Source organism: Edaphobacter lichenicola (genome assembly GCF_014201315.1).
GTDB lineage: Bacteria > Acidobacteriota > Terriglobia > Terriglobales > Acidobacteriaceae > Edaphobacter > Edaphobacter lichenicola_B.
This window is the reverse complement of record NZ_JACHDY010000002.1, coordinates 95,906-111,338: the sequence shown is the minus strand read 5'-3', so window position 1 is coordinate 111,338 and position 15,433 is coordinate 95,906. Positions and strand designations below refer to the sequence as shown.

Below are 15,433 nucleotides of genomic sequence, written 5' to 3'. Positions count from 1 at the left end.
GTGTGTGGCCTATGCTGTAGGTGCGCTTTTTCGAGTGAGGGTTGCGGCGTTGACATTAACTAGTGCCAAGACGCAGAGGAGGCCGGAGCTGGATGCGTTGCGCGGGCTGTTCCTGGTGTGGATGACGTTCACGCACATGCCGACACACTTCAGCGACTTTGTGAATCAGCCGGTTGGTTTTGTGTCGTCGGCAGAGGGATTTGTGTTTCTTTCGGCGATGCTGGTGGGCACGGTCTATCTGCGGGACGCGTTGGAGGATGTGTCTGGTGTGATTGCGAGGCTGTGGCGGCGGACGTTGAAGATCTATGGGTATCACCTGCTGATGCTTGCGTTCGCGTTTACGATTGCGGCTGTATTTGCGGCTAAGACGCACCGGGCGGCGATCTATAACCTGATCAACTTTTATCTGGCTCATCCGAAGGAGGCGATAGTTGGCGGAGGGCTGCTGATCTACTGCCCTCCGCTGCTGGATATTCTGCCGATGTATGTGATCTTCATGTTTTTGACGCCGATTGCGCTGGCGGTGGGCGTGCGTTATGGGTGGAGGTGGGTGCTTGGGGGGAGCGCGGCGCTGTGGGTTTGGGCGCAGTTTGGGCTACGGGAGCTGGTGCATGATTGGACGGTGCGGGTGACTCATCTGCAGATTCCTTTGCAGGAGACGGGCGCGTTCAACTTGTTTGCGTGGCAGGCGGTTTGGATTGCGGGGCTATGGTTGGGGGCCAAGAGCGCTGAGGGCGAGATGCCGCTGAAGCGGGTTCCGGGATATGTGGTGGCGGTGTGCGGGGCGGTTTGTCTCTTATTTCTCGGGGTGAGGCATCACTGGCTGGGGCCTGTGTTGACGCAGGAGTCGCTGGGGATTGGGCTGGATAAGTGGCAGATTGGGCCTATGCGGGTGGTGAATCTGGCGGCTTTTCTAATCGTCTGCTACTCGATGCGGCGGTTTCTGGTGAAGCTGATCTCGGTTGAGCCGTTTTTGACGCTGGGGAAGGCTTCGCTGCAGGTGTTTTGCGCGCATGTGTTCTTTGTGTTCGTCGGGTTGACGCTGTTGTATGAAGATACTCCGCAGCTGCATGGTGCGCGGGCTTATGGGCTGCTGTCGCTGACCTTTGCCGGGCTGATGGTGGTGGCGATGCGGCAGGCTCGGCTGCGCAGAGAGGCCAGGGCTGTGGCGGCGGCGAAGAATGCGGCGGCTGTGGCTGAGAGCGCTAGTTGACGCGCTGCAGACGGTCGATGAGCTTCTGCGCGAGGGGTTCGCCGGACTCGGTCCAGAGGAGGCGGCTGCTGATGCCGCAGTTTTTTTCGACTGAGAGGGTGAAGGCTAAGAGCATCTCTACGTTCTGCTGGATGTGTTTGGTGGCGGCTTCGTCGAGCTGCTCGTCTTCGAGGGTCTCGGCGAGCCAGGGGGTGTCGAGGCCGAAGTCGATGCGGATGTGGCCGTTCTGGTCGAAGCTGGCATCGTCGAACTTGGGGCCGAAGCCGAGGATGCGGACGGTGGCTGGCTGGAGCTTCCAGAGGGGATCGAGAGCGGCGGACTGGTATTCGGGGTCGATGTCGGAGTCGGGATCGATGTCTGGGTTGGGGTAGTTGGGATCGATCTCAGGGGACCAGAGTTTCCAGCGCATCTCGAACTCGTAGGCCATGTCGTCGTGGAGCTGTTCGGTGGCTTCGGCTACGGCGTTTTCGATGATGGAGCCGGAGGTGTCGGAGTTCTCTTCGGCGCGGTCATCGTTGACGTAGATGCGCTGGTAGGTGGGGGCTTCGGTGAAGCTGATGGGATAGACGCTGGCTGCTGCTACGCGCTTTTCTCCGCTGATGAGCGCGAACTGGCGCATGACCGAGACCATGGTCGCGGGGAGGGTGTCGAAGCGGAAGTTGGGGAACCAGAGACTGAGGTAGAGCTGATCGGCCATGGGCTTAGTTTAGACCTTTAGTTGTATTTGATGACTTGTCCTGCCGGACGGGCCCCCTGCGCGGGCGGCGGTCACTTCGCGACGTGTATACCCCTTCGCTCGGCGCTCCCGTTGGTCGCGGGTTCAGATCTCGTGCCGACCAACGGGAGGGCCAGGCGAAGCTCTAAAAAGGCGTGCGAACGCCCGCCCCACGCGCAGTGGGCCCGTCCGGCAGGACACGTCGGGATGAGAAGATAGAAGATGAATGAACGTTTCGGTAGAACGGCTGCGTGTCTGGTTGCTGGCAGGTGCTGGCCTGCTGGTGATCGTGATCGCCTCTTTTCTGGGATATGCCCACTACCGGGCGCACCGCTTTCTGACCAATCTGCCGAAGAAGCTGGGGGTGAATGTTCGGCGGGAGACCAACGGGTTTACCTACTCTCAGTCGATGCAGGGTCGGACGATCTATACGGTTCATGCGGCGAAGGCGGTGGAACGCGCGGACGGCAAGGTGACGCTGCATGATGTGGGGATCGTGCTGTATGGGCGGAAGGAGGATCGGGCCGACAGGATCTACGGGAAAGAGTTTGAGTATGACCAGAAGAACGAGGTGATCCGTGCGGAGGGGGAGGTGCATATCGATCTGCAGGCCCCGGAGGCAGCGGATGCGAACGCGAAGATGGACTATGCGGCAGGGAAGGATCTGCATGGCGCGGGAGTGGGTGAGAAGGGTGCGGGATCGGCTGAGAAGAAAGATGTGAGGCTGATCCATGTGACGACCAGCGGGCTGGTGTTTTTGCAGAAGCTGGGTGTGGCGGCGACGGATAACGAGATTGAGTTCGAGTCGGGTGGGCTGACCGGACATGCGGTGGGCGCGGACTACAACTCGGATACTGGAGTGGTGGTGCTGCACTCGGCGGTGAGGGTGAATGGGCTGGAGCGCGACAGGCCGGTGGTGTTGACGGCGTCGCGGGCGGAGCTGGATCGGCAGAATGAGAGAGCGGTGCTGACGCAGGCGAAGTATATGGCGGTGGGCGGCAGAGGAGGCGCGGGGCAGACTGCGCAGGCGAGGAATGTTGTCGTGCATCTGCGGCCGGATGGGACGGCGGAGCGGATTGAGGCGGAGGGAGAGGTGACGCTCATGAATGGAATGGGCGGCATGGTGACGGCTCCGCGAGGCGAGATGACGTTGAGTGCGCAGAGTCAGCCGCAGTCGGCGGTGATGCTGGGCGGGGTGAAGTACTCGGCGGATGAATCGCTGCGGCAGGCTAAGGGGGAGGCATCGGAGGCACGGGCTGGGTTCGATAAGACGGGGCGGCCGGAGCATGTGGTGATGACAGGCGCGGTGCATCTGAACGAACGGGTTCGAACGGATGCGTCTAGTGACGCATGGGGTGAGCGTGAGTTGAACGCGGGGCAGGTAGAGTTAGCCTTATTTGCAGGGGCCGCTGGGAAGGCACAGTTGCGGGATGCGAAGGCTACTGGTGACGCGCGGTTGAAGGTGATGAACCCGGCTGCCAAGGGCGGTGGGCCGACGAGCAGTGGGTTGGCTGGAGATGTTTTGACGGCGCACTTTGTGCGTGTGGGGAGTGCGGATCATCTTGCGGAGGTGCATGGCGATGGGCATACAGCGATGCGTCGAGTGAATGGGAAGGGAGTTGTCGATACGAGTTCGGGGGATTCGCTGGTGGCGCACTTTCGGCCAGTGAGCGCGGGTGCAGCGCGTGGGGCAAATGCTACTGGTAAAGGTCAGAGTGCGGATGAGATTACGAGCGCGACGGAGCAGGGGCATGTGGTGATGACGGAGCTGCCGGTGAAGAAGCTGGGGGATTCTGCGGCTCCGGCAGAGGAGCGAGTGACGGCGGAGCGCGCTGTGTATGACGGCGAACTGGAACGGACGACGTTGACGGGCAATGTGCAGGTGAGCAATGGGACGAGCGTGTTGTGGGCCGATCGGGTGGTGACGGAGCAGCAGACGGGAGATGCTACTGCGGATGGTTCGGTGAAGGCGAGTTTCAGTCAGGTGGGGAGTGAAGGGGAGCCGGTGCATGTGCTGGCATCGCGTGCGGAGATGAAGCATGATTCGCAGATGGCGAAGTTTTATGGGGGGGGATTGAATGGCAAGCCGGCGCGGTTGTGGCAGGGTGCTTCGCAGGTAGACGCTCCGGTGATTGAGTTTGAACAGAAGCAGAAGAGGCTGCTGGCGCACGGCGAGGGACAGGGTGCTCCTGGCGCAGTGCATACTGTGTTGGTAAGTGGCGGGAGTGGTGTCAAAGCAGATTCAGCCAAGACTGATAACAAGGCCGGTAAGCAGGTGGGCGGCGGTAAGACCAGCGTGGTTCGGGTGATCAGCCGGGAGCTGGTTTATTCGGAAGAGGCACGCAGGGCGGACTTTACGGGTGGTGTTCAGGTGGATAGCGCGGATGGAAGTATGCGGGGGCAGCAGGCCGTGGTGTATCTGCAGGCGGCTCCGGCTATTGGTGGGAAAAAGGCTGATGGTGCGGCGGGGGGTGGATTTATGGGCGGCAATGTGGAGAGGGTCGTGGCGAGTGGGCATATCGAGATGCAACAACCTGGCCGGCGTGCGAGCGGGGAGCAGCTAGTGTATACCGCGAGTGATGGCATGTTTGTTTTGACTGGGACACCGACCGCGTTACCGAAGGTTGTGGACGATCAGCGGGGGACCGTGACAGGTACGTCTTTGCGATTCCACACCGGAGATGAGAACGTCGTGGTTTCTAATGAAGGAGAGAGTGGCGCGGGACAGCGAGTGCGCACGGAGACGCGGGTGAAGAACAAGGAATGAAGACCTTATCAACGGAGGAGATCGGCAAGTCGTATGGCGGCCGCCAGGTGGTGAAGGGGGTCAGCCTTGAGATCGAACAGGGCGAGGTGGTTGGGCTGCTTGGGCCGAACGGCGCGGGAAAGACGACGAGCTTTTACATGATCGTTGGGCTGGTGCGTCCGGATTCGGGGCGCGTGCTTGCGGATGGGCACGACATCAGCCGGCTGCCGATGTATCTGCGGGCGCGGAACTATGGGATTAGCTATTTGCCGCAGGAGCCTTCGGTGTTTCGCAAGCTGACGGTGCAGGACAACATCCTGGCGGTGCTGGAGGCGCAGCAGTTGAGCTGGGAGAGCCGGCGGACGCGCACGGAGAAGCTGATTGAGCAGCTAAATCTAGGCCATGTGCGGAAGACGCGGGGCTATGCGTTGAGCGGGGGAGAGCGCAGGCGAGTGGAGATTGCGCGGTGCCTGGCGATCGAACCAGCGTTCATTCTGCTGGATGAACCGTTTTCGGGGATCGATCCGATTGCGGTGCTGGATCTGCAGGAGATTATCTTCGGGTTGAAGAAGAGTGGGATTGGGGTGCTGATTACGGACCACAATGTGAGAGAGACTTTGTCCGTGACAGACAGGGCTTACATCATCGCTGAGGGAAAGATTTTTAAGACTGGAACGCCGGGTGAACTGGGGCGCGATCCTGAGGTGCGGCGGATCTATCTGGGCGAAAACTTCTCGATGAGTTAGCGAACTGTAACTTTACAACTTCTGTTGTAAGGCTGAGATGCTATCGGTGCAGGGCGCGCAGCCTTTGACAGCGTTAGACTTACAGCGAGATCGAGGCAGGGCGTGTAGACTGTGGCCAAGTCAGGGAATAGCGCTCTGTTTGAAATTAATTGCACAATGAGCACGAGACTTGCCAAATGGCAGGTCAAGGGCAAAGTTAAAGTAATCAGGTCGTGAGGGAATAACGTGTTGCTGCAACCGAAGCTGAACTTGAAAGTCTCACAACGACAGGTGTTGACCCCTGGACTGGTGCAGATGGTCAGCGTACTGGCGCTGAACAAGCTCGAGCTGAGAGAGATGATCAATACCGAGATGGTGGAGAATCCGGTGTTGGAGGAGTTGGAAGAGTCGGTTGCCACGCTGGATGAGAGAGCAGGGCTTGAGGGGGATCGGGAGCGCTCGGCGGAGGATGTGGCCGCGGAGAGCGAGAGGGTAGAAAAGGACCCGTTCGACGAGATCGACTTTGGCAGCTACTTTCAGGATTATCTTGATCCTGGCTTTCGAACGGCGTCGAACTTTGAGGAGTACGACAAGCCTTCGTTCGAGAACTTTCTTTCGCAGCCGAGTACACTGAGCGACCATCTGGCGTGGCAGCTTGGTTCGCTGACCTTGAGCCCTGAGGTGCGCGCCGCGGCAGAGTTGGTGGTGGGGAATCTGAATGAAAACGGCTATCTGACGGCTAGCGATGAGGAGCTGGTGGAGGCTCTAATGCAGATGCAGGAGCCGGAACGTTCGGAGCCGATTCCATTTGACCGTGGGGCCCGAAGCAGATCGGCGCATGTGTGGGATCTTCCGGAGACGAAGGACGAGGACGACCACTCCGTGCATGGCGAGTCGCTGGATTTAGCGGCTGCGTCCGACGAGACGGCTGGTGTGTTTTTGGCGGCGGTTCGCGAGGCACGGAAGGTGGTTAATTTCCTTGATCCGGTAGGGGTAGGGTCGAGAGATTTGCGGGAGTGTCTGCTGATTCAGATATGTGCTCAGCAGGGCGAGGCGGCGATCGTGCTGCGACGCCAACAGATGCACGCTGCGGAGAAGGCTGCAAGAAATGGTGCAGCCGGCGACGCCGACGAAGACTATGGCGCGATCGAGGCGGTTTCAGCCTCGGATAGTCCGGGGCGTGAAGATGTCTTCAGTATCGCGACGCACATTGTGACGAACTGCCTGCCGCTGTTGCAGAAGAAGGATATGCGCGAGCTGACACGGAGCTGTGGGCGGACGGCGGATGAGGTGAATGCGGCGGTGGAGTTTATCCGCACCCTGGATCCGCGGCCGGGACAGCGGTATAACCACAGCGAAACGCGGCTGATTGAGCCGGATGTGGCGTTTGTGAAGCGCGATGATGTCTATGTTGTGCTGATGAACGAAGAGGATATGCCTACGCTTCGGTTGAACCAAGGCTATCGCAAGATGCTGCAGCAGAAGCAGACGGAGAAGGAAGTCAAAGAGTACGTGAAGGAGCGGTACAAGTCGGCGATTCAGCTGCTGCGGAACATCGAGCAGAGAAAGAATACGATTGTGCGGACGTGTGAGGTGATCGTCAGGCGTCAGCAGGAGTTTCTCGAGCATGGGGTCAACGCTCTGAAGCCGATGATGATTAAAGAGGTTGCGGAGGAGATCGGGGTGCATCCTTCGACGGTTAGCCGCGCGGTGGCGAATAAATATGTGCATACCTCGCAGGGCGTGTTCGAGCTGCGCTTTTTCTTCTCCGAGGGAGTGAATGGGCCGGAGGGTGGAGATCTGCCGCTGGTGCTGCTGAAGCGCAAGGTGAAGAAGCTGATCGAGGAAGAGGATGAGCGGAAGCCGCTGACGGACGATCAACTGGCGGCTGAGTTGCAGCGGCAGGGGATTCAGGTGACCCGAAGGACGGTCGCGAAGTACCGGGAAGATATGCAGATTCCAAGTACGCACCAGCGTCGTGTACGCTGATCGTCTGCGAAAGATCCAAAAGATCCGAACGATCGCGGGAACGAGGTAAGCGTATGGACGTGGAGTACACCGGCAGACAGACCACTATTACAAAAAAGCTGAAGTCACAGACCGAGGAAGGAGTGGAGGCGATTGCGAAGATCGTCGGCAACTCCGGCAGCGTGCATGTGATTTTGTCCACGGACAAGTATCGGCAGATCGCTGAGGTGACGGTGCAGACCAGGCATCAGAAGCTGGTGGCACGGTGTGAGGCTACGGACATGATCGTCGCGTTGCATGATGCGCTGGCGAAGATTGAACAGCAGGCGATTCGTCATAAGAAGAGATACGGGACGATCAAGCGGCATCCCAAGTCAGATTTGAAGGGAGCTGCGGCTGAGGTGGCGGCACCTGCTGCGCGAAAGACTGCCGCGGTGAAGGTGGCGACGAAGAACAGCGTTGGCCGTAAGGCAGTGCCGATGCTGGTGCACTCTTTTCCGTCGCACTCGCCGCTTGCGGAGCCGCATGTGGTGCGCTCGAATGATTCGGTTGCGCTGCGGCCGATGTCGATCGAGGAGGCGGTGAAGGAGGCCGCGTTTCGAGACCGCGAGGTGTTTGTGTTTCGCGACCATGGCGGGCAGGCGATGGTGCTCTATCGCAAGCGTGACGGGAAGATGGAGCTGATTGAAGTTCCTTAGAGCGAGGCTCCTTGGCTGGGGTGCTAGAGACTGGGGTGCTAGGATTTCTGCATGACGAGCAAGCGGGTCACGAAGAGTTCTGTGAAGTCATTCACTGGAACACGCAGGAAGAAAATCGTGGAGGTCGCGCTTCCGGAACACCGGGGCGAGTTAGTCATTCTGACAGGGCTTTCGGGGTCGGGGAAGCTGTCGGCGCTGAAGGCGTTTGAAGACCTGGGATATTACTCGGTCGATAATTTGCCGCTGGAGCTGGTGCCGAGTTTTGCCGATCTTGTGCGACAGTCCGCGGAGATCGAACGCGCGGCGCTGGTGGTCGATGTGCGCGAGGGAATGCGACTGGATCAGTTTCCCTCGATTCTGAAAAAGGTATTAAAAATACTGCCTACGCGGGTGGTCTTTCTGGAGGCTAGTGAAGACGCGTTGATTCGGCGATTCTCCGAGACGCGGCGGCCTCATCCGATGGGACGCAGCGATACTGTGGTGAAGTCGATTCGGGCGGAGCGCAAGCGGCTGGACCCGATTCGCAATGTCGCCGACATCGTGTTGGATACGACGAAGTTCAACGTGCATGATCTTCGGGCACATATCAACTCACAGTTTGAACGCGAGGAGAGCGGACGAGCTCTTATGATCTCGTCGAACAGCTTTGGGTTCAAGAATGGCGTGCCCGCAGAGGCGGATCTGGTGTTTGACGTGCGGTTTTTGCCGAATCCTCACTTTGTGCCGGAGTTTCGCAAGCTGACTGGGAAGCATCCCAGGGTCGCGAAGTACGTCCTGCAGTTTCCTCAGACGAAGGAGTTTTTGGATAAGACCGCAGAGATGTTGAAGTTTCTTCTGCCTCACTACATCAAGGAAGGGAAGAGTTACCTGACGGTGGCGTTTGGATGCACCGGAGGACAGCATCGGTCCGTCTTTATCGCGGAAGAGATGAAGAAGCGGCTGGCGGCTGAGGGGTATCGAGTGAAGACCGCTCACCGGGATATGCCGAAGTAGCTGCTGCGCGCGGCTGCAAGCAGTAGAATAGGCGCGCAATAGAATAGTGAGATGTGCGATGCAATGGCGACAATCGGGAGAGTGACGGCTTGAGGCGCATCTGGCGATTGCTGCTGTATGTTCGGCCGTACGCCCTTTATTCGGTGGCGTCGGTGGCATTGATGGCAGTGGTGGGTGCGATGGCGGCGTTTCGCGTGCTGCTGGTAAAGCCAATCTTCGACAATGTGTTGAGTCCGGATGCGTACACGCATGATGTGCTTGTGTTTCCTCATGTGCCTCTTCTTGGCAGGCCGTTGAACCTGCACTTTCTGGTTCCGAGCCCGCTGCACAATGCGTGGACGGTGGTGGCTTATGCGCTGGTGGTCTCCGCACTGGTGAAGTCGGTGTGTGACTATGTGGGGACTTACCTGGTGAATTACGCGGGCTTCGGGATGATTACCGACCTGCGCAACGATCTGTACAACGCAGTTCTGCGACGTTCGGTGGGGTTCTTTCAGAAGCACACAACGGGCACTTTGCTGTCGACGCTGATCAATGATATTGAGCGCGTGCAGACGGCGATGTCGAGCGTGCTGGGGGAGTTTCTGCAGCAGATATTTACGCTGATTTTTATGATCGGCGTGGCGATCTTCTATGGTGGCAAGCTGGCCTGGGTACTGTTGTTGTTCGTTCCTGTGGTGATCTCCTCGGCGCGACGTATCGGGCGGCGGGTGCGGCAGACGACGCGCAAAGGGCAGGACAAGCTGGCAGAGATTCAGAACATTATTCACGAGACGATTACGGGTAATCGAATCGTGAAGGCCTTCGGCATGGAGTTGTGGGAGATGAACCGCTTCCGGCGTGCGGCGCGGAGGCTGTTCAGCGCCAATCTGCGGTCGGTGAGTGTGCAGGCGATCAGTTCTCCTTTGATGGATGGGCTCGGTTCGGTCGCGATTGCACTGCTGTTGCTGCTTGGCCGCGATCGCATCAAGAGCGGCTCGATGACGATCGGGTCGTTTATCTCCTTCTTGATAGCGGTGTTTACTCTTTACGATCCGGTGCGGAAGTTTGCGCTGTTTTATAACAGCTTTCAGCAGGCGCTGGGGGCGAGCGAAGAGATCTTCAAGTTTATGGATGCGCAGGACGATGTGCAGGAGAAGAAGCGCGCGTTTGTTTTGAAGGAGTTTAAAGAGGAGATCCGGTTTGAAGATGTCGGCTTCGCCTATGAGAGCGATGGCGAGGTGAAGCAGGTGCTGCGTGGGATTAATTTGAATGTGCGGCCGGGTGAGGTTATTGCGTTTGTTGGTCCGAGTGGAGCGGGCAAGTCCTCGCTGGTGAATCTGATTCCTCGTTTCTTCGATGTGAATGAAGGAAGGATTCTGTTGGATGGACACGATCTGCGCGATGTGACGATTGCTTCGCTGCGGCAGCAGATTGGAAAGGTGACGCAGGAGACGGTGCTGTTCAACGATACGGTGCGGAATAACATTGCTTACGGTCAGCCGGATGTGCCGATGAGCAAGGTGGAAGAGGCGGCGCGGATGGCGTTGGCGCATGAGTTCATTCTCAACATGCCCGACGGGTATAACACGATGGTCGGCGAGAAGGGGACTCGGCTGAGCGGGGGAGAGCGACAGAGGCTGGCGATTGCGCGGGCAATTTTGAAGAACGCCCCGATCCTGATTCTGGATGAGGCGACATCGGCTCTCGACATGGAGAGCGAACAGTATGTGCAGGCGGCGTTGGCGAATCTGATGCAGGGGCGGACGGTGTTTGTGATTGCACATCGTCTGTCGACGGTGCGACGAGCCTCTCGTATTGCGGTGATTGAAGGGGGACGGATCACGGAGATGGGTACGCATGATGAGCTGATGCAACACTCCGGGACCTATCGGCGACTCTACAATATGCAGTTCAGTGAGGACGATGTTGTGCCGGCAAGTAGCAGTGAAAGTGCACTGACGGTCGGGTTGGAGGGGATCGCGTGACGGATATTTATTCGATGACTGGGTACGCGAGTCTGCGCGGAGCGGTGCGGGATAGCATTGCTTTTACTTTGAGTATGAAGAGCGTGAACCATCGGTTTCTTGATCTCCATCTTCGGTTGCCTTCTTCCTGCGACGGTCTCGAGGTGCAGCTGCGAAGGATGTTGAAGGAGAATCTTCGCCGGGGGCATATCGAGGTGACGCTGCAAGTCGAGCGTAGGGCGAACGTTGAGATCCAGTTGAACGCGGGTTTGCTGGAGGCTTACGTGCAGGCGTTTCGTGAGGCTGCGGAGACGCATGGCGTGTCGAGTGAGCCGGACCTGAATGCGATGTTGCGCATACCGGGTGTGATGAGTGCTGAGGGCGTTGGTGGTGCGGCTGAGATTGAGGGGCTTGACGCGGCGGTGCTCTCGCTGGTCGTTCCGTTGGTTGGGAAGGTGAACGAGGGGCGAGCTCAGGAGGGTGCTTCGTTGGCGGCTGAGCTGAAGGCTTCGATGCTGCGGCTGCAGGCTTTCGGGGAAGAGATGGCTGGGTTGAGGAACGGAGTGCGCGAGGTGCAGTTCGAGCGGCTGCGGAGCCGGCTGATGGAGCTGACGCAGGGCGTGCCTGTGAGCGAGGAGCGGCTGCTGGCTGAGGCTGCAGTGCTGGCGGAGAAGAGCGATATCGAGGAGGAGATCGTTCGGTTGCGGACGCATGTGGAGCGCTTTGTGGTGATGCTGGAGGAGGGCGGCGAGTTGGGCAAGCGGCTGGACTTTCTGTTGCAGGAGCTGAATCGCGAGGCGAATACGATGCTGTCAAAGACCAGCGGAGCAGCCGGCGAGAACAGCTTGCGGATTACGGAACTGGGGCTCGAGATGAAGGCTGAGATCGAGAAGGCGCGGGAGCAGGTTCAGAATCTCGAGTAGCTTGTGCGCGCGGTTGTTAGACTGGCAGAGACAAATGGAATAGGTGATTGAGGCGCATGGCAGGAATTCTTTTTATCATTTCGGCGCCGTCGGGTTCGGGGAAGTCGACGCTGGTGAGTCAGCTGCGGACGTTGGTGGAGGGGTTGGACTTTTCGATTTCGTATACGACGCGGGCGCCACGGGGGTCGGAGACGGATGGGCGGGAGTATCACTTCACGACCCGAGCGGAGTTCGAGCGGATGATTGCGGCGGGAGACTTTCTGGAGTGGGCGGAGGTCTTCGGCAACTACTACGGGACGGCGATGTCGGCTCTGGGACATGCGAAGGATGCGGGGAAGGATCTGCTGCTCGACATCGATGTGCAGGGCGCGGTGCAGGTGATGAAGAAGATGCCGGCGGCGGTGTCAATCTTCATCTTGCCTCCTAGTCCGCAGGTGCTGGAGATGCGATTGCGCAACAGGAGCGAGGCGGAGCATGTGACCTCCGAGAAGGTGATTCAGAGTCGGCTGGCGGAGGCTCGGACTGAGTTGAAGCAGATGTGGGACTACAGGTATGCGCTGGTGAACGATGTGCTTGACCAGGCTGTGGCGGAGCTGAGGGCGATTGTTTTGTGTGAGCGCGGCGAGCGAGACGGGGTGCAGGCGCTGGCTTCGAGCTGCAGGACCGATGTTGCTTCGCCTCGTTTGAAGAGCGCGTTGAGTACCTTTCACGACTAAGGACGTGTTATCCACTACGAATTGTGTATGGCTTTTCATCGGGGTGAGTTATAACTTCTGCATCGGGGTGAAACGCATGACGATTGAGAATGCTTTCCACAATAAGTACAGTCTGGTAAAAGGTGCGGCGCGTCGGGCGCGGCAGCTACAGTCTGGCGCCTCTCCTCTGATCGTGGCCAAGTCGATGAAGGCTTGTCGCGTGGCGCAGGATGAGATCAAACAGGGACACGTCAAGTTTGTTCTGCCAGAGAAGGTGGTAGAACCTGTGCTCGACATTCCTGTGCACTGAGCTTGACGCACTGAACCTGACGACGCTGGCCGCGATACCATAGAGCCATGGCAGGAGAAGCAGAGCAGCTGCGGGCTTACGTGGAATATCTTCGCGACATGGGCGTCCATGACTTCTATCGTCGGGGCGAGCCGGTGTACGCCGAGGCTGTTCCGGTTCCGGCTCCTGCTGCCGTTGCTGCGGTCTCCGTTGTCGACGAGGTGGCTGAAGCGCGACCGCTGCCTGCGAAGACGACTGTGGTGGAGCAGCCGGTTGTTCCAGTTGCTGTTCCGGTTCGACCTCAATTTCTGGAGCCTCCCATCGCGAAGCTTGTGAGTTTCGATGATCTTCTACCCCTGCCTGCTGCGCGGGTGGATGCGGCGCATAAGGCTGAGGCGCTGGCTGAGATTAAGACTGAGATTGGCGATTGCACCCGCTGTCCGCTGGCGTATGCGGGCAGGCGGACGATTGTGTTTGGCGATGGCGATGCCAATGCGCGGTTGATGTTTGTCGGCGAGGGGCCGGGGGCGGATGAGGACACCTCGGGGATTCCGTTCGTCGGCAAGGCTGGGCAGTTGCTCAACAACATGATCCAGGCGATGGGCCTCAAGCGCGAGGAGGTTTACATCGCCAACATCGTGAAGTGCAGGCCGCCGGCGAACCGGGTTCCTGAGCCGGTGGAGGCGAATACCTGCGATCAGTTTTTATTGCAGCAGATCGATGTGGTGCAGCCCCAGGTGATTGTGGCGCTGGGGGCGACGGCGGCGATGTATCTGCTGGGAGTGAAGCAGTCTCTGAGCGCTCTGCGGGGCAGGTGGCATAGTTGCAGGGGAGCGAAGCTGGCGGTGACCTATCACCCGGCGTTTCTGCTGCGCGATCCGGCGATGAAGGGTGAGGCGTGGAAGGATCTGCAGAGGGTGATGGGGGAGATGGGGTTGAAGTCTCCCGCCAAGGCGTAGAGCTGTCTCGTTTCCTTTCTTCATCTCCATCTACCTTGGTCTTTATCCTGGGGGGGCCCCTCCTATTACAGAGGCGCAAGTTTCCTAGAATCATTATCTTACGGAAGGTCTAGGCTTCTAAAAATGTCATAACAAAGGAGTTGCCTGCAGATTCCTCCAAACAAAGGGTTTATGAGTTTAATGACGAAAGCCCGGCTGTGTGCCGGGCCTTTTTCTTCTCTTCCTTTATTTTACCGGATTTGGGATAACTGATACGCCACGCGAATCTCCTTGATTGACGCGGGTTTTCGTTGTTTCGGGGCTTGACAGCGAATTTCTGCGCTCTTGTGTTGAGTTTCTCCGTTGATGGAGGAAATACGGGGATCTTGACGGATACCGCAGCATGAATTAATTCGCTGCAACTGAGAGCTATGGCCGCAATCCACTCCGCAACGAACGATGATGCTGTTCGTTGCTTCGGTCGAGATGACGTATCTAGTTGGTGTACCTGGTCGAGGCGTGTCTTGTTGCAGTGGTGTGTCTGACTGCATGTTCTAGTTGCAGTGGCGGCGTGACACGGTGAGGTGTTCTAGTCGCGGCGGCGCGCTCTGGTGCAGTGACGTGTTCCTGAGGGAACGGGTGTCTTGTCAGTTTGCGGTGAGTTTTACGGGTGGGGTGATGCGGACTGCGTTGGCTCGGCAGGAGCGGATGGGGCCGCATGGGGTTGGGTGGGCGGTTTTGTCGAGGCAGACCTCTACGGCCGTGAGGTAGTTGTTGCCGCAGCTGATGGCGAGGCTGGCGGCGGGTATGGTCGGGTTCGCGGTCTGGAAGAGGTCGATCAGTTGAGCCGGGGTGAGCGAGATTTGGTGGTCGAGCTGGGCGAGTGTGGGCGGAATGGTGACAGCCTGGTATGCGGTGCGGGCGAGGGTGAAGAAGGCATCGGGAGAGAGGCCGGAGCAGGTGCCGTGGGTGCGCCACTCGTGACGGAGGAGGCCGGGGTCGGGGTAGATGTCGCTGTAAGTGGAGGGGTCGCGCGGGCCGTAGTCGGTGGAGCAGTTCTGAGGGTAGCCGCCGTTGGTGTTCTGGGGCCAGAGGCCGTGGAGGACGAAGGCTGGGCGCTGGGCGCACTCGGTTGCGTTGGGGTGCGAGTGGCAGAACTCGGGCGACCAGGAGAGATTGAGGAGGTAGTAGTCGAAGGCTTGCTGGCCGGCGGCGGCTTGGTCTGGAGATTGGCTTGGGAGCGCGGTGGCGCGGGGGCGGGGTGCGGGCTCGGGCGTGGGCTGGGGGTGCGGCTCGCAGGCGGCGAGGGGGAGAAGAAGGGCCAGGAGGGCGGGAAGGGTGATCTTCTTCATGGTGGGAGAAGCATATCAAGATGGTGGAGCAAGAGGGCAATATCCTGACGCAGTGTCTCGTGTTGTGTCTTAGACGCTGTCCTGCCGGGCGGGCCTCCTGCGCGGAGCGGTCACTTCGTGACTTGCATACTGCTTCGCTTGGTCCTCCCGTTGGTCGGAGGAAAAGTTGATTCCGACCAACGGGAGGACCACAGCAGATCGTCGCTGCAAGACAAGGTATACGCGTCACGAA

Annotated in this window: 13 protein-coding genes; 11 read left to right on the top strand and 2 right to left on the bottom strand. The window is 58.9% G+C overall.

All coding sequences use genetic code 11. From position 1 onward, the window contains the following. Positions 1-49 precede the first annotated feature (49 nt). Entirely contained in the window at positions 50-1,213 is a 1,164-nt protein-coding gene (gene opgC / locus HDF09_RS06790; RefSeq protein WP_183763786.1) for an OpgC domain-containing protein, read from the top strand. Here the strand turns inward: opgC and HDF09_RS06785 are convergent. Further along, entirely contained in the window at positions 1,206-1,910 is a 705-nt protein-coding gene (locus tag HDF09_RS06785) for a hypothetical protein (RefSeq protein ID WP_183763784.1), read from the bottom strand. The two genes, opgC and HDF09_RS06785, sit on opposite strands and share 8 nt — an antisense overlap. Positions 1,911-2,154: 244 nt before the next feature. On the opposite strand from HDF09_RS06785, the gene HDF09_RS06780 reads away from it, so the two are divergent. The 10 genes from HDF09_RS06780 to HDF09_RS06735 all read left to right on the top strand — a co-directional run bounded on the left by HDF09_RS06780 (position 2,155) and on the right by HDF09_RS06735 (position 13,870). Further along, the gene (locus tag HDF09_RS06780) at positions 2,155-4,695 is read left to right on the top strand and encodes an LptA/OstA family protein (protein WP_183763783.1); all 2,541 of its coding nucleotides are present in this window, start codon (positions 2,155-2,157) and stop codon (positions 4,693-4,695) included. Then, on the top strand, positions 4,692-5,420 hold the full coding sequence (gene lptB / locus HDF09_RS06775) for an LPS export ABC transporter ATP-binding protein (protein WP_183763782.1): 729 nt from the start codon (positions 4,692-4,694) through the stop codon (positions 5,418-5,420). The genes HDF09_RS06780 and lptB overlap by 4 nt, the downstream gene beginning before the upstream one ends. Positions 5,421-5,645: 225 nt before the next feature. Then, the gene (rpoN, locus tag HDF09_RS06770; RefSeq protein WP_183763780.1) at positions 5,646-7,388 is read left to right on the top strand and encodes an RNA polymerase factor sigma-54; all 1,743 of its coding nucleotides are present in this window, start codon (positions 5,646-5,648) and stop codon (positions 7,386-7,388) included. A gap of 53 nt (positions 7,389-7,441) precedes the next feature. Continuing rightward, a complete protein-coding gene (hpf, locus tag HDF09_RS06765; protein WP_183763776.1) occupies positions 7,442-8,065 on the top strand; it encodes a ribosome hibernation-promoting factor, HPF/YfiA family in 624 nt (207 codons plus the stop codon). 51 nt (positions 8,066-8,116) lie between these two features. Further along, positions 8,117-9,058 carry an RNase adapter RapZ gene (gene rapZ, locus HDF09_RS06760; RefSeq protein ID WP_183763773.1) on the top strand — a complete coding sequence of 314 codons (942 nt, stop codon included), beginning with the start codon at positions 8,117-8,119 and terminating at the stop codon, positions 9,056-9,058. Positions 9,059-9,147: 89 nt separating this feature from the next. After that, positions 9,148-11,025 carry an ABC transporter ATP-binding protein gene (locus HDF09_RS06755; RefSeq protein ID WP_183763770.1) on the top strand — a complete coding sequence of 626 codons (1,878 nt, stop codon included), beginning with the start codon at positions 9,148-9,150 and terminating at the stop codon, positions 11,023-11,025. Beyond that, positions 11,022-11,927 (top strand): YicC/YloC family endoribonuclease, encoded by a 906-nt coding sequence (locus HDF09_RS06750; RefSeq protein ID WP_183763768.1) that lies wholly within the window; start codon positions 11,022-11,024, stop codon positions 11,925-11,927. The genes HDF09_RS06755 and HDF09_RS06750 overlap by 4 nt, the downstream gene beginning before the upstream one ends. Before the next feature lie 56 nt (positions 11,928-11,983). Next, a complete protein-coding gene (gene gmk, locus HDF09_RS06745; protein WP_183763764.1) occupies positions 11,984-12,643 on the top strand; it encodes a guanylate kinase in 660 nt (219 codons plus the stop codon). A 76-nt stretch (positions 12,644-12,719) separates the two neighbouring features. After that, complete coding sequence (gene rpoZ, locus HDF09_RS06740; protein ID WP_179639266.1) at positions 12,720-12,932, top strand: DNA-directed RNA polymerase subunit omega; 213 nt, start codon at positions 12,720-12,722, stop codon at positions 12,930-12,932. Between the two features lie 47 nt (positions 12,933-12,979). Then, complete coding sequence (locus HDF09_RS06735; protein ID WP_183763761.1) at positions 12,980-13,870, top strand: uracil-DNA glycosylase; 891 nt, start codon at positions 12,980-12,982, stop codon at positions 13,868-13,870. A 626-nt stretch (positions 13,871-14,496) separates the two neighbouring features. Here HDF09_RS06735 and HDF09_RS06730 read toward each other — a convergent pair. Further along, entirely contained in the window at positions 14,497-15,201 is a 705-nt protein-coding gene (locus HDF09_RS06730) for a ribonuclease T2 family protein (RefSeq protein ID WP_183763757.1), read from the bottom strand. Positions 15,202-15,433: the final 232 nt, after the last annotated feature.